18 protein-coding genes are annotated in these 19575 nt (G+C 39.0%); 14 read left to right on the top strand and 4 right to left on the bottom strand.

Annotation, left to right across the window (positions count from 1 at the left end):
• Positions 1-55 precede the first annotated feature (55 nt).
• Entirely contained in the window at positions 56-1036 is a 981-nt protein-coding gene (locus tag I6F44_RS16530) for a tRNA-dihydrouridine synthase (RefSeq protein ID WP_197174213.1), read from the bottom strand.
• Positions 1037-1261: 225 nt separating this feature from the next.
• On the opposite strand from I6F44_RS16530, the gene I6F44_RS16525 reads away from it, so the two are divergent.
• From I6F44_RS16525 to adk, 12 genes are all read left to right on the top strand, one after another.
• Positions 1262-1795 carry an HvfA family oxazolone/thioamide-modified RiPP metallophore gene (locus tag I6F44_RS16525; RefSeq protein WP_197174212.1) on the top strand — a complete coding sequence of 178 codons (534 nt, stop codon included), beginning with the start codon at positions 1262-1264 and terminating at the stop codon, positions 1793-1795.
• 67 nt (positions 1796-1862) lie between these two features.
• Positions 1863-2720: an HvfB family MNIO-type RiPP peptide maturase gene (locus tag I6F44_RS16520; RefSeq protein ID WP_101217250.1), complete on the top strand. Its 858-nt coding sequence runs from the start codon at positions 1863-1865 to the stop codon at positions 2718-2720.
• Positions 2721-2756: 36 nt separating this feature from the next.
• Positions 2757-3509 carry an HvfC family RiPP maturation protein gene (locus I6F44_RS16515; protein ID WP_101217249.1) on the top strand — a complete coding sequence of 251 codons (753 nt, stop codon included), beginning with the start codon at positions 2757-2759 and terminating at the stop codon, positions 3507-3509.
• A 72-nt stretch (positions 3510-3581) separates the two neighbouring features.
• Positions 3582-3704 carry a hypothetical protein gene (locus tag I6F44_RS19690; protein ID WP_002962301.1) on the top strand — a complete coding sequence of 41 codons (123 nt, stop codon included), beginning with the start codon at positions 3582-3584 and terminating at the stop codon, positions 3702-3704.
• A 170-nt stretch (positions 3705-3874) separates the two neighbouring features.
• Entirely contained in the window at positions 3875-4420 is a 546-nt protein-coding gene (apt, locus tag I6F44_RS16510; RefSeq protein ID WP_007584093.1) for an adenine phosphoribosyltransferase, read from the top strand.
• Between the two features lie 3 nt (positions 4421-4423).
• A complete protein-coding gene (gene dnaX, locus I6F44_RS16505) occupies positions 4424-6949 on the top strand; it encodes a DNA polymerase III subunit gamma/tau (RefSeq protein ID WP_197174211.1) in 2526 nt (841 codons plus the stop codon).
• A gap of 60 nt (positions 6950-7009) precedes the next feature.
• Positions 7010-7336, top strand: coding sequence for a YbaB/EbfC family nucleoid-associated protein (locus I6F44_RS16500; RefSeq protein ID WP_002962306.1), 327 nt, complete (start codon positions 7010-7012; stop codon positions 7334-7336).
• A gap of 7 nt (positions 7337-7343) precedes the next feature.
• A complete protein-coding gene (recR, locus tag I6F44_RS16495; protein ID WP_008165968.1) occupies positions 7344-7952 on the top strand; it encodes a recombination mediator RecR in 609 nt (202 codons plus the stop codon).
• A gap of 295 nt (positions 7953-8247) precedes the next feature.
• Entirely contained in the window at positions 8248-10149 is a 1902-nt protein-coding gene (locus tag I6F44_RS16490) for an MFS transporter (RefSeq protein ID WP_197174210.1), read from the top strand.
• Between the two features lie 4 nt (positions 10150-10153).
• The gene (locus tag I6F44_RS16485) at positions 10154-10879 is read left to right on the top strand and encodes an RluA family pseudouridine synthase (protein ID WP_197174209.1); all 726 of its coding nucleotides are present in this window, start codon (positions 10154-10156) and stop codon (positions 10877-10879) included.
• 118 nt (positions 10880-10997) lie between these two features.
• Positions 10998-12911, top strand: a complete 1914-nt coding sequence (gene htpG / locus I6F44_RS16480) for a molecular chaperone HtpG (RefSeq protein ID WP_197174208.1) — start codon at positions 10998-11000, stop codon at positions 12909-12911.
• A 188-nt stretch (positions 12912-13099) separates the two neighbouring features.
• The gene (gene adk, locus I6F44_RS16475; RefSeq protein ID WP_010553395.1) at positions 13100-13744 is read left to right on the top strand and encodes an adenylate kinase; all 645 of its coding nucleotides are present in this window, start codon (positions 13100-13102) and stop codon (positions 13742-13744) included.
• A gap of 88 nt (positions 13745-13832) precedes the next feature.
• Here the strand turns inward: adk and tpx are convergent, their stop codons facing one another.
• The gene (gene tpx / locus I6F44_RS16470) at positions 13833-14414 is read right to left on the bottom strand and encodes a thiol peroxidase (protein WP_024598337.1); all 582 of its coding nucleotides are present in this window, start codon (positions 14412-14414) and stop codon (positions 13833-13835) included.
• 233 nt (positions 14415-14647) lie between these two features.
• Here tpx and I6F44_RS16465 point away from each other — a divergent pair, with 233 nt between their 5' ends.
• Positions 14648-15652 (top strand): response regulator, encoded by a 1005-nt coding sequence (locus I6F44_RS16465; RefSeq protein WP_007584074.1) that lies wholly within the window; start codon positions 14648-14650, stop codon positions 15650-15652.
• A 3-nt stretch (positions 15653-15655) separates the two neighbouring features.
• Positions 15656-16627: a sensor domain-containing diguanylate cyclase gene (locus I6F44_RS16460; RefSeq protein WP_024590826.1), complete on the top strand. Its 972-nt coding sequence runs from the start codon at positions 15656-15658 to the stop codon at positions 16625-16627.
• Between the two features lie 100 nt (positions 16628-16727).
• Here the strand turns inward: I6F44_RS16460 and I6F44_RS16455 are convergent, their stop codons facing one another.
• A complete protein-coding gene (locus tag I6F44_RS16455) occupies positions 16728-18242 on the bottom strand; it encodes a SpoVR family protein (protein ID WP_197174207.1) in 1515 nt (504 codons plus the stop codon).
• A 19-nt stretch (positions 18243-18261) separates the two neighbouring features.
• Positions 18262-19545: a YeaH/YhbH family protein gene (locus tag I6F44_RS16450; RefSeq protein ID WP_197174206.1), complete on the bottom strand. Its 1284-nt coding sequence runs from the start codon at positions 19543-19545 to the stop codon at positions 18262-18264.
• Positions 19546-19575: the final 30 nt, after the last annotated feature.

The raw sequence follows: 19575 nt of genomic DNA, 5'->3' as shown, positions 1-19575 counted from the left end.
TACAACCTTATTAAATTGGCTTCACGTTATACTGATATTATCTAGAGGCTTTAGGTTAGCCGTTATGATTTGAATCAAGTTGCGGTGCTTTGGCGTATTTATTTAATACGCTTGCCACATCTTCTTTACTTTTTAAACGCCTGATTTCATCAAATAAATCGATCGCTTGCGGGTATTGGCGTTTAAGGTAACCTAGCCATTGCTTTGTACGAGAAGCAAAATACTTTTCATCTTTTGCAGGGTCTTGATGAATAGCAGAGTGGATTAAGTGATAAATAATATGCTCCCATTGAAGGCCATTATATTGTTCATTATTTACATGAGCTTTAATTTTTTTTGCTAAATCAGGGTGCGAAAGGGCGCCACGACCAAGCATCAAATCAGTACATCCACTTCGTTTTTGGCAAAGCATTGCGTCCTCAACTTGCCAAATTTCACCATTGGCAACAACGGCAATATTTTTATCTTTTATTATTGGTGGAATTTTTTCCCAATAAGCTGGCGGGTTATAACCATCACGTTTGGTTCTGGCGTGTATAGCTACACTATTTGCGCCTGCGCTTACCACAGCATCAACAATTTCTTGGCTGTTACTGTCATCATCAAAGCCTAAGCGAATTTTTGCACTTACTTCATGTTTATCATCTACAGCATCTCGGACTGCTTTAATAATCGTATACATGTGGTCAGGATCTTTAAGCAATACAGCACCCCCTCGACTACGATTAACGGTTTTTGCTGGGCAACCAAAGTTAAGGTCGACCCCATGAGATCCTAAAGCAATTGCTCTTACTGCATTTTCGGCTAACGGATTTGCTTCTTGGCCGAGTAATTGAACACGCACAGGAGTACCTGCTCGCGTAAATCCATTATTATGTAGTTCAGGGCAAAATCGATGAAAAACTTTATCAGGTAAGCATGTTTCAACCACTCTTACAAACTCGGTAACGCACAAATCGAACCCACCAATGTCTGTGAGTAATTGGCGCATTTTAAAATCAACGACACCTTCCATAGGTGCTAAAACAAGTTTCATAAAGTGATTAATTTTGATAAAAAACTGGACGCATAGTTTACCTGTAAATCACACATTGATAAATCTGTAATTACCAACCATATTTAATGTAGAAACCGCAAAAGTAAATATTATGAAAATAAATGAAAGTTTTTATTCTTGTACAGGTCTACTTAAGCATACAAGCAATTTAAAATACATTTTTATTGCTGAGATTTACAATACTTGATTAAAGAGAGTCACAAAATGAATACAGTTAAAAAAAATACAATCGCGTTAACTTTAGGTGCAGTAGTTGTTGGCTCTGCAAGCTTTGTATCTGCAGATGTACAAGCCAACCCATTTGAGTTTCAACAATTAGTGACAGGTTACCAACTAGACGCTAAAGAAGGTAAGTGTGGTGAAGGTAAATGTGGCGGCGATGCTAAAGATGCAAAAGCTAAAACAGAAGGTAAGTGTGGCGAAGGTAAATGTGGCGGCGATGCAAAAGATGCAAAAGCTAAAACAGAAGGTAAGTGCGGCGAAGGTAAATGTGGCGGCGATGCAAAAGATGCAAAAGCTAAAACAGAAGGCAAGTGTGGCGAAGGTAAATGTGGCAGCGACGCAAAAGATGCAAAAGCTAAAACAGAAGGCAAGTGTGGTGAAGGTAAATGTGGCGGCGATGCAAAAGATGCAAAAGCTAAAACAGAAGGCAAATGTGGTGAAGGTAAATGCGGCGGCGATGCTAAAAAAACTAAAAAAGAAGGTAAGTGCGGCGAAGGTAAATGTGGCGGTCGTTAATATCTTATTCTAAATAAGTTATGCTAAAAGGGCCTTAAGGCCCTTTTTTGATAAGTTAGAGGTAGTTATGACACAAATCCAGAGTACAGATTTCGGGATGGTGGGCCTTGGCCTACGACGAGAAATGCTTGATGAACTGCTTGAACACGTACCTAATCAAGTAGATTTTTTGGAAGTTGCGCCAGAGAACTGGTTAAAACTAGGTGGACGCTTTAAAAAGCAATTTAGAACATTAACAGATGCAAATAATTTTGTGTGTCATGGATTATCACTGTCTATCGGTTCACCCGAACCACTGGATGTTGAATTTGTTAAATCTTTAAAAGTTTTTTTTGAAGAGCACAATATAAAAATTTTCAGTGAGCACTTAAGTTACTGTTCCGGTACAGGCCATATGTATGACTTAATGCCTATTCCGTTTACACAAGATGCAATAGCACATGTTGTCCCTCGTATTAAACAAGTACAAGACATACTTGAGCAGCAAATTGCGATAGAAAATGTTTCCTATTATGGCGCTCCTGGACAGCAATTATCAGAGCTGGAATTTACAAATACCATTTTAGAGCAAGCAGACTGCAAGCTTTTACTGGATGTGAATAACATTTATGTGAATTCGATTAATCATGGCTATAACGCACAAGAGTTTTTAACAGGGTTACCCTCTAATCGTATCGCCTATGGGCACGTTGCAGGCCATTATAATGAGGCTGATGACTTAATAGTTGATACACATGGTGCTGATGTCATTGATCCTGTGTGGGAGCTACTGGATAAAGCATATGAAGTGCATGGCGTATTTCCAACCTTGCTTGAGCGCGATTTTAATATCCCTACCATGAATATTTTAACCAAAGAGTTAGATATAATTCATGAGCTACAAGCTAAACACATTACTTCAACTGTTTTAAAACAACGAGCTTAATATAAGCCTTTATAAATATTAAAAGAGTGCCTGGTTATGAGCTTTATTGAAATACAAAACGAATTTATGGCGCATATTCGCGAGCCTAAAAAAAATAAAAAGCCCAGCGGTATCGAAGACAGACGTATGGCCATTTATCGCGACCTATTTTTTAATAACATTGAAGGTTTTATATCATCAGGTTTTCCGGTATTAAAAACCTTATATACAGACAAGCAATGGCTGGTCCTTGTACGCAAATTTTTTAGCGAATATGATTGTCATTCGCCGTACTTTTTAGATATAGCAGGGGAGTTTATTAATTACTTATCAAGTGATTATAAAATGAAAAGATACGATCCCGTGTTTATGCTAGAACTTGCACATTATGAGTGGGTAGAGCTAGATGTATCGATTGCACACGAAGATGAGCAAGAGCAAAAATTACAAACAACAGCGCTTACTAGTTCTGCTTTGCATTTATCGAAAACGGCAAGAAATTTAAGTTATCAATTTCCGGTTCAAAATATTAGCAATCGCTTTATACCAAAAGAGCCATCACCTCAGCCTAATTATTTTGTTGTATATAGAGATGAAGATGATGACGTTCAATTTCTGGCTACGAATGCGATGACTGCTTTGTTGCTATCAATTATTGAGGCAAGTGATGGAGCGACATTTGACGACGTTTGCCAACAGGTATTCGCTCATGCACCACAATTTAATGCAGATCAAATTGCTCAAGGCGCATTGGTTACCCTTAATGCAATGGTTGAACGCGGTGTAATTGTGACAAAAAATCAAGATTAAGGTCTTTATTGATGATTTTACATCGTCTATTATGGCAGCCTTATTTGTCGTGCTTAATAAAAGGTTGTACCAATGTCAGATGATAAAGACTTTAAAGATCCGTTCAATGCTACTTATTTTCTTGCTTTCTTAGCTGTATTTGCAGGGATTGGTTGTTTAAATGCAATATTAGGCTGGATCACTAGCTTAACTTAAAATGCATAGCGTTTATTAAGGCTGTTGCTTACTTCAGCCTTGAACCACTTTATTTTAATTACACCCCCATAGTTAATACTTCTTTTATAGTAACGCCAAACTCGCAATTAAAGGTTAGTTAAGGTTATAATCACCTGCTTTGTAATATAAACAATTGAGCAGTTAAAATTATGACTCAAGTAACACCAGCAATTATCAAAAACAGCATAACTACAATTGCTGATTATCCAAAGCCGGGCATCATGTTTCGCGATGTAACCACTTTAATGGCAAATCCAGAAGCCTTTAAAGCAACTATTGACGCGTTTATCGCAGAATATAAAGATCAGGGTTTTACTAAAATAATTGGCACAGAATCACGTGGCTTTATTTTTGGTGCGCCACTGTCTTACGCATTAGGCATTCCGTTTATTCCAGTTCGTAAACCAGGTAAGTTACCACGCGAAGTTATTCGTCAAGATTACTTACTTGAGTACGGTGAAGACACGCTAGAGCTGCATGTTGATGCAATTGTACCTGGCGATAAAGTATTATTAGTTGATGACTTATTAGCAACTGGCGGCACAATTGAAGCCACCGCTAAATTAGTTCATAAACTAGGTGGCGAAGCCACAGATGCTGCATTTGTTGTATCACTACCAGAGCTTGGTGGCGAGCAGCGCATCAAAAAAATGGGTATTAAAATCCTAAAATTGGTTGAATTCGAAGGCGAGTAATCGATGAGTTATCAGGTTCTAGCGAGAAAATGGCGTCCTCAAACCTTTCATGAATTGGTTGGGCAGTCTCATGTTAAGCAAGCGCTTGTAAATGCGCTTACACAAAATAGACTGCATCACGCTTATTTATTCACTGGAACCCGCGGTGTAGGTAAAACCACTATTGCGCGTATTTTTGCTAAAAGCTTAAATTGCGACGAAGGTATATCTGCAAATCCGTGTGGCCAATGTAGCAGCTGTTTAGATATAGAAGCAGGGCGCTACATTGACTTACTCGAAATAGATGCGGCTTCTCGGACAAAAGTAGAAGACACCCGCGAAATACTCGATAACGTTCAATATGCACCAACACGTGGACGTTATAAAGTATACCTAATCGATGAAGTTCACATGCTTTCTAAGCACAGCTTTAATGCGCTTTTAAAAACGCTTGAAGAGCCACCAGAGCATGTGAAATTTTTATTGGCGACGACCGATCCTCAAAAACTACCAGTTACTATTTTATCTCGCTGTTTACAATTTAACTTAAATGCCTTGTCGCAAAGTGAAATTAAAACACAGCTTGAACACGTACTTACTCAAGAGCAGCTTAGCTTTGATACCGATGCACTTAGCATTATTTCAAAAGCCGCTGATGGCAGTATGCGTGATGCGCTTAGCTTAACCGACCAAGCTATCGCACAAACAAATGGTGATATTAATAATCAAGCAGTACAAACAATGCTTGGTTTAATGGATACTCATTATAGCCAAAGCTTGCTTGCAGCATTACTTGCACAAGATGGCGCTGCGCTAATGGATGAGATTGCGCAGGTGGCAAGTCGTAATCCTAATTATGTGGCATTGCTTGATGATTTAATTGCACTTACGCATTTGACTCAACTAACCCAGTTAGTGCCAGAAGCGGCAGGGCTAGATGAAAAAAATGTAGATTATATTGCTCATGTTGCACAACATACGAGCCCACAACAAATTCAAATTTATTATCAGTTACTGTTAAATGGTAAAAAAGATTTACAATGGGCACCAGAGCCTCGCTTAGGTTTTGAAATGATAATGCTAAGATTATTAGCATTTAAGCCTACAGACGCTCAACAAACTGTACACACAGTAAACGAAGAGCCTGCCCCAAATAAACAAGGCCGTGCAAATGCACTGCGAGATATATTAAATAAAAATAAAACATCGCAAAACACTGTAGCTAGCCAAAGTAGTGTCCCTGTAAATAATACTAAGCCAGTTAGCAATACAGAGCAGACTAAATCCCTTGAGATAGAGCCTTTACCAAATGTTGCCGCTCAGACATCGAATAATGATGTCGTACAAAGTAATAATGAGCCTGCCCAAGTTGCAGTAGAGCAACCGGTTCAACAAAGTGAAAACGCTTTAAAGCAACAGGCTTCAGCTAATGATCAACCACAAACCAATGTTGTTTCGGATGCTCAAGCCCAGCGCCAAAGTGAAGATGAAGCTTACATGCAACATAGTGATGCAGAGCAAACGTTAGCTTCGCAGTTTGACGATATAATGAGTAGCGCTGTAGATCAGGGTTTTAAACCTGTAACTACTATAAACTCAGAGCCTTCTCCAGAGCCTGTTACTCATGATAATGCAAGTACGCCAATAGCTGAACAAGAAGCGCAGGCGCAATCTGCCATTGCTCGTATTTTACGTGACAGAAACATATCGGGTGCGGGTAGGTTATCAGGCAAGAGTACAAGTACATCTGCAAATAATGTAGCAGTGCAGCCAAGCCAAGCGCCTGCTAAAAAGCCAGAACAGCATCCAAGAATGCCTCAAGCCCAAAGTGTTCATCAAGGTAGTGCAGATACAAGTGCAAGTAAGCTTAATAGCCCTTCAAGTACTGCGTCTGGCGATATCCCTCCTTGGGCGACTGATAGCGAAGGTGAGAGTGAAAAAAAGCATGAGCTCCCAGTAACAGGGGGCCAAACTCAGGCACATAATCACTCCAACATAAAGCCAACTAGTAAGATTGATTTTAAAGCAAAGCACCAAACAATTACTGAAAATCTTGCGCCAGAATTACTTGAGCAAATAAACCCTCTAAAAGCGCCTGAAATAGTGCCAGAGGAAGTAAGTATTCCTGCCCCTGATGATTTTCAAAGCCCAATTAGTGAAATTAGATTTGCACATCAACAAGATGAATGGGCTTATTTAATTAAACGTATGGGACTGGGTGGTCGTATGCGCCAATTTGCATTGCATTCAATATTTACCAAGCAAGGCAACTGTTTACATATAGACGTTGATGAATCACAAAAGCATTTAGATACACCGATGCTTCGCCAAAGATTAGATGCCGCATTGTCGAGTATTTATGAGCATAACGTGTCGTTAAGTATTAATTTTGCTAAGGGAGTTATTGACTCTCCTTATCTTATTCAGCAAAAAATTGATGCAGGTCGTCATCAACAAGCAATCGATGTGATCACATCTGATGAAAACATAGTACAATTTCAGCAAGTATTTAGCGCCGAAATTGACGAAAACAGTATTCAGGCATTGTAATTACTTACAATCGCCCTTATGTTCATGTTAATTAATGTATTAAAAGAAAGAGAGAAAGTTATGTTTAAAGGTGGAATGGGCAACATGATGAAGCAAGCGCAGCAAATGCAAGATCGCATGCAAAAAGCCCAAGACGAAATCGCAACATTAGAAGTTGTTGGCGAAGCCGGTGCCGGTTTAGTTAAAGTAACTATGCTTGGTAACCACAATGTACGTCGTGTTCAGCTTGATGAAAGCCTTATGGAAGACGACAAAGACATGATTGAAGACTTACTTGCAGCAGCATGTAACGATGCTGTACGCCGTGTTGCTGAAGAAACACAAGAGCGCATGGGTAAAGTAACTGGCGGTATGCAATTACCACCAGGTATGAAAATGCCGTTTTAAGTAAATAATGCAACTTTCAGATAGTTTAAATCAGCTTATAGAAGCACTGCGCTGTCAACCGGGCATTGGTCCAAAGTCAGCGCAACGTATTGCTTTTCACTTGCTTGAGCGCGACCGAAAGGGAGGCACTCAGCTGGGCAATGCATTGACTAAAGCAATGACAGCCATAGGGCATTGTCAGTCTTGTCGTACTTTTTGCGAACAAGCTCAGTGCGATATTTGTTTAAGTACAAAACGCCAAGATAGCGGCATATTATGTGTTGTTGAATCGCCTACTGATGTGCTTGCCATTGAGCAAACGGGTCAGTACTTAGGGCTATACTTTGTTTTAATGGGTCATTTATCGCCAATTGACGGTATCGGCCCTAAAGAAATTGGCTTAGACGTTTTAGAGCAAAAACTTGCTCAAGGCGGTATTAATGAGGTTATTTTAGCGACTAACCCTACCGTTGAAGGCGATACTACAGCTCATTATATTGCTCAGCTTTGTCATAAATATAAAGTAGGTGCTTCGCGTATTGCTCACGGTATTCCTGTGGGGGGCGAGCTTGATTTAGTAGATGGTAGAACGCTTATGCATGCTTTTAGCGGCAGGCGTTTAGTTACACAAGACTAACTCTAAGTTACTATTTGAAAAGATATTATAAAAGCCTACATGATTAAATTATGTAGGCTTTTTGTTTTTAAGGTAAGCTTAGAAGCAATCAAATACCAATTCGCAATAATACTTAATCATTTTGCGGGGCTAAACGTGTCGCTACCTGCGTTAAAAAATTCTCATTTAGAACAACTAAATAGCGAATTTTTTGCCTAGCTATCAACACGTTTTTCCGCCCTCAAAATAGATCATTTAATTAAACGAATTGGTATAATATATTTTTGGGCTATGTCTCTAATTAGTAAGGAATACAATGAAAGATAATCAACCCTACCAAGGTACATTACTGGGTAGTAAGCGTTTTTTACCGCTTTTTATTACGCAGTTTTTCTCAGCGATAAACGATAACGTGTATAAGCAATCAGTGCTTATTCTATTGATATTTCAGGCTGCAACGCTTGCTGATGGCGCACTTTATTCAAATATTGCTGCTGGGTTATTTATCCTACCTTTCTTTTTATTTTCAGGGATGGCGGGGCAGCTAGCTGAAAAAACAGAAAAATCTAAACTAATCAGAATCGTAAAGCTATGTGAAATCCCTATTATGGTTGTAGGGGCTGTCTCTATTTTAACGCAGTATGTTTGGCTGATGTTAGCCACCGTATTTTTAATGGGCGTACAAAGTACGTTTTTTGGTCCATTAAAATACTCTATTTTACCGCAGCACGTAGCCCCTAACGAATTAACAAAAGCGAATGGCTTGGTTGAATCAGGCACGTTTGTAGCAATATTAATTGGTACAATTTTTGGCACCTATTATATTACTCAATCAGTAGGGCCTACGCTTATAAGTATTGCCGTTTTAGTACTGGCCGTTATGGGGTATGTGAGCAGTCGCTTTATACCCATTAGTGAGGCAAACGAGCCTAACTTAAAATTTACCTATAATATATTTTCATCCACAAAAAACGTATTTTCAGCACTTAATTCGCAAACAGAATCGGTTGGTAAATCAGTACTTGGGATCAGTTGGTTTTGGTTAATTGGCGCAATTATTTTAACCTCCTTACCAAATTATGTAAAACACACAATGGGCGGCGATGAACTGGTTGTAACTATCGCGCTTGTTGTGTTTTCACTAAGTATTGCTATTGGTTCGTTATTATGTGAAAAGCTTTCTCGCTCTCGAATAGAATTAGGAATTGTGCCTTTTGGCGCTATTTTAATTACCTTGTTTTTATACTTACTGAGCCAAGAGAGCGCTATTAGCTCTTATTTACCTCAAAACCTTGAATTATTGACGCTTGAGCAGTTATTAAAAACAGGCGACATGTTGTGGCATTTTGTATGGATGGCAGGCATTGGTATTGGCTCTGGTTTTTACACTGTACCGCTGTATGCGCTTATTCAACAGCGTACTGAAGAGTCGAGTCGCTCACGAGTTATAGCGGCTAACAATGTATTAAATGCACTGTTTATGGTGGGCAGTGCTGTTTTAAGTATTGTAACGCTGTCTGTTTTTCAGTGGAGTATTTCAGAGTTGCTACTGTTACTTGCTGGGCTAAACTTGCTTATATCTGTTTATATTTATACCAAAGTACCAGAGTTCTTTTTACGATTTATTATATATATTTTAGCTATTTGTATGTACAGAGTGCGTACAAAAGGTGAAAGTAATATTCCAGATGAAGGCGCTGCCGTTATAGTGTGTAATCACGTGAGCTTTGTCGATTGGATGTTTATTTTAGCAGCATCACCAAGGCCTATCCGATTTATGGTATTTGCCCCTATTTATTATTCGCCAGCCCTACATTGGTTATTTAAAATGGCCAAAGCTATTCCCATTAACAGTGAAAAAACCAATCCAGAAGCGTTTAAAAAAGCGTTTGACGAAGTGGCTGCTGCGCTTAATAAAGGCGAACTTGTTGGTATTTTCCCTGAAGGAAAACTAACCAGTGACGGCTCTATCGATATTTTTCGCCGTGGAATCGAGCGCATTATTGAGCGCTCACCTGTGCCTGTTATTCCTGTGCATTTAGGGGGCCTGTGGGGAAGTATGTTTAGCCGAAAAGCTAAGTGGCAACTACCACGATTAAAATGGTCTTTGGTGTCGGTTGCAGTAGGTACCCCGATTGCTGCTGACAAAGTAGTAGCAGACGATTTGCGTGAGCAAGTATTGGCTTTAAAAGCGCTTCATTCAAAAGATATTGATTAATTTAATGGCTAACTCAATATTGGATACACCAGTAGAGTCACAAATGATTGTTGATGACTTTGTAGCGCCTAAGTGCGACGGGTTTATTGAAATATTATATCAAGATGATGATATTTTACTGATCAATAAACCCAGTGGGTTATTAAGTTTGTCGGGTAAAAATCCGCTTAACTGGGACTCAGTACATTACCGTTTAGTACATGGTCAAAAAGGGTTAACAGCCGCTTTTGCTGAGGCTAAGTTACCGCATCGGTTAGATTTGGGTACATCGGGCATTATGATTGTCGGATTAAACGCCAAAGCATCAAAGCATCTTAATAAACAGTTTCAGGCGCGTACTATCCAAAAGCGTTATGTAGCGATGCTTGAAGGGGGCTTGGCTGTTAGTGAGGGGGAAATTACTGCACCAATAGCAAAAGATAAACTGCTTTTTCCGCGAGTTAAAATTTGCCAAACGACGGGCAAAGTAGCGGTGAGTGAATACAGTGTGCTTGATCGGCTTAAACAACCGTGCAGAACCTTAGTGCAATTTACGCCCGTTACCGGACGTACCCATCAATTACGAATACACAGCCAGTTTATAGGGCACCCAATTTTAGGCTGTGATTTATATAAAAGTGCACAAAGTGAGTACATGGCAGGACGCTTACAATTACATGCCAGCGATTTATATTTTGAACATCCAACAACAGGTGAAAAGATTCATATTAATTGTCCGCACCCATTTTAGATAAATGAGATATTCAATTTTTTCGTTTCACCTTTTTTTGATTTTTCCCTTGAAGTTCTAACACCTCACCCCATATTAAGTGCATAACGCAGACACTTTGCAAATTGGAGATATATAAATGACTGCAGCACAAAAAGAAACATTAGGCTTTCAAACAGAAGTAAAACAATTATTAAACTTAATGATTCACTCTCTTTATTCTAATAAAGAAATATTTTTACGCGAACTTGTGTCAAATGCATCAGACGCAGCAGACAAGTTACGCTTTTTAGCGCTATCTCAAGGCGACCTTTATCAAGGTGATGCCGACTTACGTGTACGTATTAGTGCAGATAAAGAAGCAAATACAATTACCATTTCTGATAATGGTATTGGTATGACACGCGATGAAGTAATTAGCTCGCTAGGTACTATTGCAAAGTCAGGTACTGCTGAGTTTTTCAAAAACTTAACGGGTGATCAAAGTAAAGATTCACAATTAATTGGTCAATTTGGTGTTGGTTTTTACTCAGCATTTATTGTTGCCGATTTAGTGACTGTTCGTACACGTAAAGCGGGTGAAACAACAGCTTACGAGTGGGAATCTCAAGGTGAAGGCGAATACACGCTTCAAGAAATTGAAAAAGAAGGCCGTGGTACCGACATTATTTTACATCTTCGTGATGAAGAAAAAGAATTTGCTGACGATTACCGCTTACGTGGCATCGTTACAAAATACTCAGACCATATTTCAACACCTGTACAAATGTTTAAAGCAGAAGTACCAGAGTCTGAAGGCGAAGACGGCGAAAAAATTCCAGCAGTACCAGGTGAGTGGGAAAGCATTAACCGCGCAACTGCATTGTGGACGCGTGATAAGTCAGAGCTTTCTGATGAAGAATACAAAGAGTTTTACAAGCACGTAAGCCACGACTGGGAAGATCCACTTAGCTGGGCACATAATAAGGTTGAAGGTAAAACTGAATACACGAGCCTTTTATACATCCCTAAAAAAGCACCTTTCGATTTATGGAACCGTGAACGTCAAAGTGGCTTAAAGCTTTACGTACAACGTGTATTTGTAATGGATGATGCTGAGCAGTTCATGCCAAGCTACCTTCGTTTTGTGAAAGGTTTACTAGATTCAAACGATTTACCTCTAAACGTATCTCGTGAAATCCTACAAGATAACAAAGTAACGCAGGCTATTCGTAAAGGGTGTACATCGCGCATTATTAAAATGCTTGAGCGTATGGCTAAAAACAAAGCTGACGATTACCAAGTATTTTGGAATGAGTTTGGCCAAGTAATGAAAGAAGGCCCAGCTGAAGATGCAGCAAATAAAGAAGCTGTTTGTAAGTTATTACGCTTTTCTTCTACTCATACTGATTCAGAAACGCAAGATGTGTCGCTTGAGCAATATGTTGAGCGCATGAACGAAGACCAAGACAAAATTTACTATGTAGTAGCTGATACATTTACTTCTGCGAAAAACTCTCCTCATTTAGAGATTTTCCGCAAAAAAGGTATTGAAGTATTGTTACTAAGTGACCGTGTTGACGAGTGGATGATGAGCCACTTAACTGAATTTGCTGATAAGCAACTACAGTCAATCACACGTGGTGATTTAGATTTAGGTAAGCTGGACGACGAAGAAACTAAAAAAGCACAAGAAGAGTCTGAAAAAGAAATGGCAGGCCTTGTTGAGCGTATTAAAACAGCACTAGGTGATGACGTTAAAGAAGTGCGCTTTACGCACCGCCTAACAGATTCTCCAGCATGTGTTGTAAGCGACGACAACGACATGAGCTCACAAATGCAAAAGCTAATGGAATCTGTTGGTCAAGCAGCCCCTGAAGCAAAACCTGTGTTTGAGCTAAACCCAGAGCATCAACTTGTTAAGCATTTGAATGACGAACAAGATAAAGATAAATTTTCACAGTGGTCACATGTTTTATTAGACCAAGCATTACTTGCAGAGCGCGGTACACTTAAAGATCCAACAGGATTTGTTACTCGCCTAAACAAACTAATGCTTGAACTAAGCAAGTAGTCAGTTAACTATTTAGTTAATAAAAGTATAAATTATATACTTTAAATAAAAGGGAACGTATGTTCCCTTTTTTAATGCGCTGTAAATACATCAACAACTCATCAATTAGTATAAGTTGCTTGAGTATCGGCGGCGCTTGTGGAAGAATTCAGGCTTTAAAATAAATATCCATACTAGGGGACAATAATATGCGCATTATTCTTTTGGGCGCGCCGGGTGCAGGTAAAGGTACTCAAGCTCAGTTTTTAATGGACAAATACGGTATTCCACAAATTTCTACTGGCGACATGTTACGTGCAGCAATTAAAGAGGGCACGCCATTAGGCTTAGAAGCAAAAAAAGTAATGGATGCTGGTCAACTAATTTCTGATGATATTATTATTGGTTTAGTAAAAGAGCGTATTACTAAAGCTGATTGTGAGAAAGGTTTTTTACTTGATGGCTTCCCACGCACAATTCCTCAAGCTGATGCAATGAAAGAAAATGGCGTAGTGGTTGATCACGTTATTGAATTTGACGTGGCTGACGAAGTGATTGTTGAACGTATGGGCGGACGTCGCGTTCATCCTGGTTCTGGTCGTGTTTACCATATTGTATATAATCCACCAAAAGTGGAAGGTAAAGACAACGAAACTGGGGAAGACTTAATTGTTCGCGCTGATGATACTGAAGAGACAGTACGTAAACGTTTAGGTATTTATCACGAGCAAACTATGCCATTAGTTGATTACTACCAAGCAGAAGCAGCTGCTGGTAATACTCAATACCACAAACTAGATGGTACACAAGCTGTTGAAGCTGTAAGTTCACAACTTGGTGAGCTTTTAGGTTAAATATAAAAGCACATTAAAAAACCGCCAATTGGCGGTTTTTTGTTTTAAGGCTGTTTAGCATTGCTTAATCAGTGCTATTTAATCGGCTTTACAACGTTTTAAGTTTCTCAATTACGCTGTTGTATTCTGGTTCAGTTGAAAGGCTACTAACTAATTGTTTATAAATGACGTTATGGCTTTCATCTAAAATAAATACCGTTCGCGTTAATAAGCCCATATCTTTAATAATCAATCCGTATTTTTGGCCAAAATCGCGCCAAACAGAATCTGATAACGTAGTGATTTTATCGATATTTTCAGCTTTGCAAAAACGCTTTTGAGCAAATGGTAGATCAGCACTAATTGTTAGCATTACAACACTTGGAAATTGCGAGGCTACTTTTTCATTAAAATGCTTAGTTTGCAGGCTACAAATACCTGTATCAAGACTTGGCACTACACTTATCAATACAGCTTGGCCTTTGTAATCCTCAAGTGTCACAGGGATGAAGTTGTCATCAACTACTTTGAAATTTGGCGCGCTATCTCCAACAGAGATCCCTTTGCCTAATAAAGTGACTGGTTTGCCTTGTGCAGATACTTTTCCTATGTCTAGCGTGTTTTCTGGGTAATCGGCTGCAATAGCCACAGAGCAAAATGCGCTCAAAGCAAAGGTAAGTGAACGTAACATAAGGTATTTCCTTTTAAATTAACGCAATGGGCGTCAGTGTATTATACTGCGCTATAGTAACCAAGAGATTATACCGCTCTGATGAAGTTGGGATTAGTTCTGCAATATAAAAATTGTAACTGTGCTAAACTTTGATTAACATGAAGTTACAAAATATATCTTCAATAATAAAAATAAAAACCATCATAAAATGATTTTAATGCTCATTACTGGTTTAGAAATAGAGAGATAATATGTCAACATCGGTACTAATATGTGATGACTCAAAATTAGCTAGGCGTCAGCTAGCTCGTTCATTACCTGAAGATTGGGATATTAAAGTTGAATTTGCACTCGACGGCGTTGATTGCATAAAGCAAATAAAGTTAATTGAACCAGAAATACTTTTTCTCGATTTAAACATGCCTGAAATGGATGGGTATGAAGTATTAATCGCTATGAAAGAACAGGGGCTAAATATACTCACTGTTGTTGTCTCTGGTGATATACAGCCAAGTGCACATCAAAGAGTGCTTGAACTGGGTGCTATCGATTTTATTCAAAAACCATGTTCCCCCGAAAAACTAGCCAGCATAATTGAACACCATGGGATTAAAGATAAAGCCATGCGTGAACGTCTCTCTCATTCGCTAGGAGAGCAAGTCGACCCTGATGTTCGGGATATATACCAAGAGCTAACTAACGTTGCTATGGGACAGGCTGGGGATTTACTTGCACGCCTTCTTAATGTGTTCGTAGAGCTACCAATTCCTAATGTGAATATTTTGGAAGTTAATGAACTCGATATGGCGCTGCAGTCTATAGATAATAATGCAGCTACATCGGGTGTGTGCCAGGGCTTTATTGGCGGTGGCATTTCGGGCGAGGCGCTATTACTTTTAAATGATTCAAGCTTTAAAGAAATAGCTTCTTTGATGAATTATGACGGCGAGTTAAACGATAAAATTGAACTTGAGCTGCTTATGGATATTAGTAATATTTTGATAGGCGCTATTTTAACGGGTCTTTCAAAACAGCTCGATATGTCATTTAGCCAAGGGCACCCCATAGTACTTGGCCAACACAGAGATGTGTCTGAGCTGGTTAAATCAAACAAGTCACGTTGGCAACGTACCCTTGCTATAGAGATTAGTTACGGTATTGAAAACCATGATATAAATTGCGACCTCATGCTGTTATTTACTGAAGATTCACTTAAAACTTTGAAGTATAAAGTTGCTTACCTATTAGAAGATTAAGTTATGGCTGCAGATTTAGAAATGAATGAGATCCATTGGCTTATGGATATGTTTAATACCGTTGATGTAGGCCTTGTAGTACTTGATAGAGATTATAAGGTGTGTGTATGGAATGGTTTTATGGAAAACCATTCAGGGCTTCTACCAAGCGCAGTAAAAGATAAAGACCTATTTGATTTATTTCCAGCAATAGACGAAAAATGGTTTAGAAGTAAATCAGAATCGGTTTTTGTTTTAAAAAACCGCTCTTTTACGATTTGGGAGCAGCAGCCATACATTTTTAGGTTTAAAAATTATCGACCTATTACTGGTAAAGCTGATTACATGTATCAAAATGCGACATTTATCCCTCTTACAAATACGATGGGCGAAGTTAGCCATATTTGTATTATTTTGTATGATGTAACAGATGTCGCGGTAAATAAAAAAGAGCTTGAAGAGTTAAACAAAAAATTAGAACAAGTAAGTCAAACAGATAGCTTAACGCAGCTTGCAAACCGTGGACACTGGGAAGGTACGCTACGCCAAGAGTTTTTAAGAGTTAAGCGAAGTGGTGGCTGTAGTACATTATTAATGTTTGATATTGATCACTTTAAAAAAATAAATGATGAATATGGCCATAGCTGTGGTGATGAATCGCTTCGTCATTTATCTAACTTACTACGTACGACGCTGCGCGAAACTGATGTTGCAGGGCGTTATGGCGGTGAAGAGTTTGCAGTGACATTACTTGATACAGATAAAGAAGGCGCTTTTGTGTTTGCTGAGCGTTTAAGGGTATTGATTGAAACTAACCCTGTGAAGTATAAACACTTTGAAATAACAATGACGGTAAGTATAGGGCTGGCTGGTAGGAGTAATGATTTTAAAAATCATGAGCGCTGGATAGAGGCTGCAGATAAAGCACTGTACCAATCTAAAAATACAGGGCGAAATAAAGTAATAGCCTACGAAGATATAAAAAATGACGCTTGAGCGTCATTTTTTATATCCAGAATTTAGGGTTAAATAATAGTGTGTTTTTTTACGATCTGCTGAGCAAACCCAATCAGTATGAAAATTTTATTGCCCTTCATTATTCTGTTGTGTGTCTAGAATCATCTATTGGGCATTGACCAATCATTGAAACCTCAGCAGAATTTGACTCTTGCTCTAGTTTTACTTTAAAGCCCCATAATCTGTAAAGATGCTTAAGTACTTCCTCGTGCGAGTTTGCTAAAGGAATGTTGTTATGGGGTACATAGCGTAGGGTTAGTGAACGGTCACCTCTAATATCAACGTCATATACTTGAATGTTGGGCTCATGATTACTCAAGTTGTACTGCGCTGAGAGCGCTTCTCTTACTGCTTTATAGCCATTGTCGTTATGTATTGCGCCAATTTCTAAATGGGGGTTATTAGTATGGTCAATAATAGTAAATAATTTAAAATCACGAATTAACTTAGGCGATAAAAACTGGCTAATAAAACTCTCATCTTTAAAGTTTTCCATTGCAAAATGCAGTGTATCTAGCCAATTACTGCCTGCATATTCAGGGAACCAGCGTTTATCTTCTTCAGTTGGGTGCTCACATATTCTGCGAATATCAACCATCATATTAAAGCCTAAAGCATATGGGTTGATACCTGAATAATACTTACTGTTATAAGGTGGCTGATAAACTACGTTGGTATGGCTTTGTAAAAACTCTAACATGAAAGAGTCGGTGAGTTTTCCCTCATCATATAAGTGATTAAGGATGGTGTAATGCCAAAAAGTTGCCCAACCTTCGTTCATTACTTGAGTTTGCTTTTGTGGGTAAAAGTATTGCGAAATTTTACGAACAATACGTATAACTTCACGTTGCCAAGAGTCGAGTAATGGGGCATTTTTTTCAATAAAATACAAAATATTTTCTTGAGGTTCAGAAGGAAAATGGCGTACTTTCTTTTTGGTTTCTTGCTGTTGCTCGGGAATAGTTCGCCATAATTCGTTTACTTGCGATTGAAGGTAGTCTTCACGCTCTTGTTGGCGTTTTTGCTCTTCAAATAGCGATATTTGTTGTGGACGTTTGTAGCGATCGACTCCGTAATTCATTAATGCATGACATGAGTCGAGTAGGGCTTCTACTTGTGTAATACCGTGTTTTTCTTCACAGCGGCTTATGTAGTTTTTAGCAAATACCAAGTAATCAATAATTGAACCTGCATCTGTCCAGGTTTTAAATAAGTAATTACCTTTAAAAAATGAGTTATGTCCGTAACATGCATGTGCCATTACAAGCGCTTGCATAGGTAGGGTGTTTTCTTCCATTAAGTACGCAATACAAGGGTCCGAATTTATCACTATTTCGTAAGCGAGACCCATTTGTCCGCGCTTATAATTTTGCTCTGTTTGGATGAATTTCTTACCGTAAGACCAATGACTGTAGCCAATAGGCATACCAACGCTTGAATAAGCATCCATCATTTGCTCTGCGGTTATCACTTCAATTTGATTAGGGTATGTGTCTAACCTGTAGTGAGCTGCAACACGGGCAATTTCACTTTGGTACTCATCTAATAAATCAAAGGTCCAATCTGGGCCATCACTCATTCGTTTATCATTCATAATGCTACCTCGCTTTAGGCTATGCAGAGTTTTGCTGCTGACGACCTTTTTTAAATAGCTCCCTAAAAATTGGGTAGATATCTTCAACGCTTTGAATATGCTGTATGGCGAAATTATTATGGCTGTGTGTTATGGATTCATATTCGCGCCATAGGCTTTGATGGGCACGAGTGGTTATTTCAATATAAGCAAAATAGCGTACTGCGCTTAAGAGCTTATTACGTAAAATTTCACCACACTGCGGGGTGTCGTCCGCCCAGTTATCGCCATCAGAGGCTTGTGCGGCGTATACATTCCACTCGTTTGCGTGATAACGCTCTTTTATTATTTCGTTCATTAATTTAAGTGCGCTTGAAACAATAGTGCCGCCAGTTTCTTGAGAATAAAAAAACTCTTGCTCGTCTACTTCTTTTGCTTGTGTGTGGTGGCGAATATAAACAACGTCTATGTCTTTATAGCTGCGTGTTAAAAATTGATAGAGCAAAATATAAAACCGTTTTGCCATGTCTTTTGTTGGCTGATCCATTGAGCCTGACACATCCATAATACAAAACATCACCGCTTTGCTGGTGGGATGAGGGCGTTTTTCGTAATTACGAAAACGTAAATCGTAGTTATCAATAAATGGAACCGACTTAATTTGCACTTTTAATGCTGCAATTTCTTTTTGTAATAAAGCAATTGCTGCTTTATCGTTATGTGGACCAGCAAGCAGCAGAGCAAGTTGTTCTTCGAGCTCTTTTAAACGGCGTTTTTTACCTGCACTCATGGCAACACGCCGTGCAAGCGAGCCTTGTAATGAGCGGACAATATCAATATTGCTAGGTATACCATCACTACAAAACCCTGCGCGATGGGTTTTCATTTGCACTAACTTATCAAGCTGGTTTTCTTGTAAGTTGGGGAGCTCTAAATCTTCAAACAGTAAATCAAGGTATTCATCTTTTGATATTGAAAATACAAACTCATCTTGTCCTTCGCCCGAATCGCTGGCGTCACCTTCACCGGCACCGCCGCCTTGTCCGCCTTTAGGGCGCTCAATTTTATCACCTGTAGAAAATTGATCGTTGCCTGGGTGAATTTGTTCTCTATTCCCGCCTTGCCCTTGATGAAATGTAGGTTCGCTGATATCGCGCTGTGGAATAGAAATACTCTCACCAGAGCTTGAATCTGTAACGCTGCGCTTGTTAATCGCATCTGAAACCGCTTCTTTAATTTGCTTTTTATAGCGCCTAATAAAGCGCTGGCGATTAAGCGTACTTTTGTTTTTACCGTTTAAACGCCTATCTATAAAATGCGCCATATTGACCTCCTATATACTACGACTATGAAG

Origin of the sequence: Pseudoalteromonas sp. NZS11_1, assembly GCF_015864275.1 — a bacterium.
Classification (GTDB): domain Bacteria; phylum Pseudomonadota; class Gammaproteobacteria; order Enterobacterales; family Alteromonadaceae; genus Pseudoalteromonas; species Pseudoalteromonas arctica.
Note: the sequence above shows the minus strand (reverse complement) of the source record. Positions and strands in the feature narration are given on the sequence as shown.

Bases quoted from the DNA above. Each gene is read 5' to 3' on its own strand.
- I6F44_RS16515 (WP_101217249.1), top strand. From the start codon at position 2,757: ATGAGCTTTATTGAAATACAAAACGAATTTATGGCGCATATTCGCGAG.
- adk (WP_010553395.1), top strand. From the start codon at position 13,100: ATGCGCATTATTCTTTTGGGCGCGCCGGGTGCAGGTAAAGGTACTCAA.
- I6F44_RS16455 (WP_197174207.1), bottom strand. From the start codon at position 18,242: ATGAATGATAAACGAATGAGTGATGGCCCAGATTGGACCTTTGATTTA.
- I6F44_RS19690 (WP_002962301.1), top strand. From the start codon at position 3,582: ATGTCAGATGATAAAGACTTTAAAGATCCGTTCAATGCTACTTATTTT.
- I6F44_RS16485 (WP_197174209.1), top strand. From the start codon at position 10,154: ATGGCTAACTCAATATTGGATACACCAGTAGAGTCACAAATGATTGTT.
- apt (WP_007584093.1), top strand. From the start codon at position 3,875: ATGACTCAAGTAACACCAGCAATTATCAAAAACAGCATAACTACAATT.
- I6F44_RS16465 (WP_007584074.1), top strand. From the start codon at position 14,648: ATGTCAACATCGGTACTAATATGTGATGACTCAAAATTAGCTAGGCGT.
- I6F44_RS16525 (WP_197174212.1), top strand. From the start codon at position 1,262: ATGAATACAGTTAAAAAAAATACAATCGCGTTAACTTTAGGTGCAGTA.
- I6F44_RS16520 (WP_101217250.1), top strand. From the start codon at position 1,863: ATGACACAAATCCAGAGTACAGATTTCGGGATGGTGGGCCTTGGCCTA.
- I6F44_RS16460 (WP_024590826.1), top strand. From the start codon at position 15,656: ATGGCTGCAGATTTAGAAATGAATGAGATCCATTGGCTTATGGATATG.
- I6F44_RS16530 (WP_197174213.1), bottom strand. From the start codon at position 1,036: ATGAAACTTGTTTTAGCACCTATGGAAGGTGTCGTTGATTTTAAAATG.
- I6F44_RS16450 (WP_197174206.1), bottom strand. From the start codon at position 19,545: ATGGCGCATTTTATAGATAGGCGTTTAAACGGTAAAAACAAAAGTACG.
- htpG (WP_197174208.1), top strand. From the start codon at position 10,998: ATGACTGCAGCACAAAAAGAAACATTAGGCTTTCAAACAGAAGTAAAA.
- I6F44_RS16490 (WP_197174210.1), top strand. From the start codon at position 8,248: ATGAAAGATAATCAACCCTACCAAGGTACATTACTGGGTAGTAAGCGT.
- tpx (WP_024598337.1), bottom strand. From the start codon at position 14,414: ATGTTACGTTCACTTACCTTTGCTTTGAGCGCATTTTGCTCTGTGGCT.
- dnaX (WP_197174211.1), top strand. From the start codon at position 4,424: ATGAGTTATCAGGTTCTAGCGAGAAAATGGCGTCCTCAAACCTTTCAT.
- recR (WP_008165968.1), top strand. From the start codon at position 7,344: ATGCAACTTTCAGATAGTTTAAATCAGCTTATAGAAGCACTGCGCTGT.
- I6F44_RS16500 (WP_002962306.1), top strand. From the start codon at position 7,010: ATGTTTAAAGGTGGAATGGGCAACATGATGAAGCAAGCGCAGCAAATG.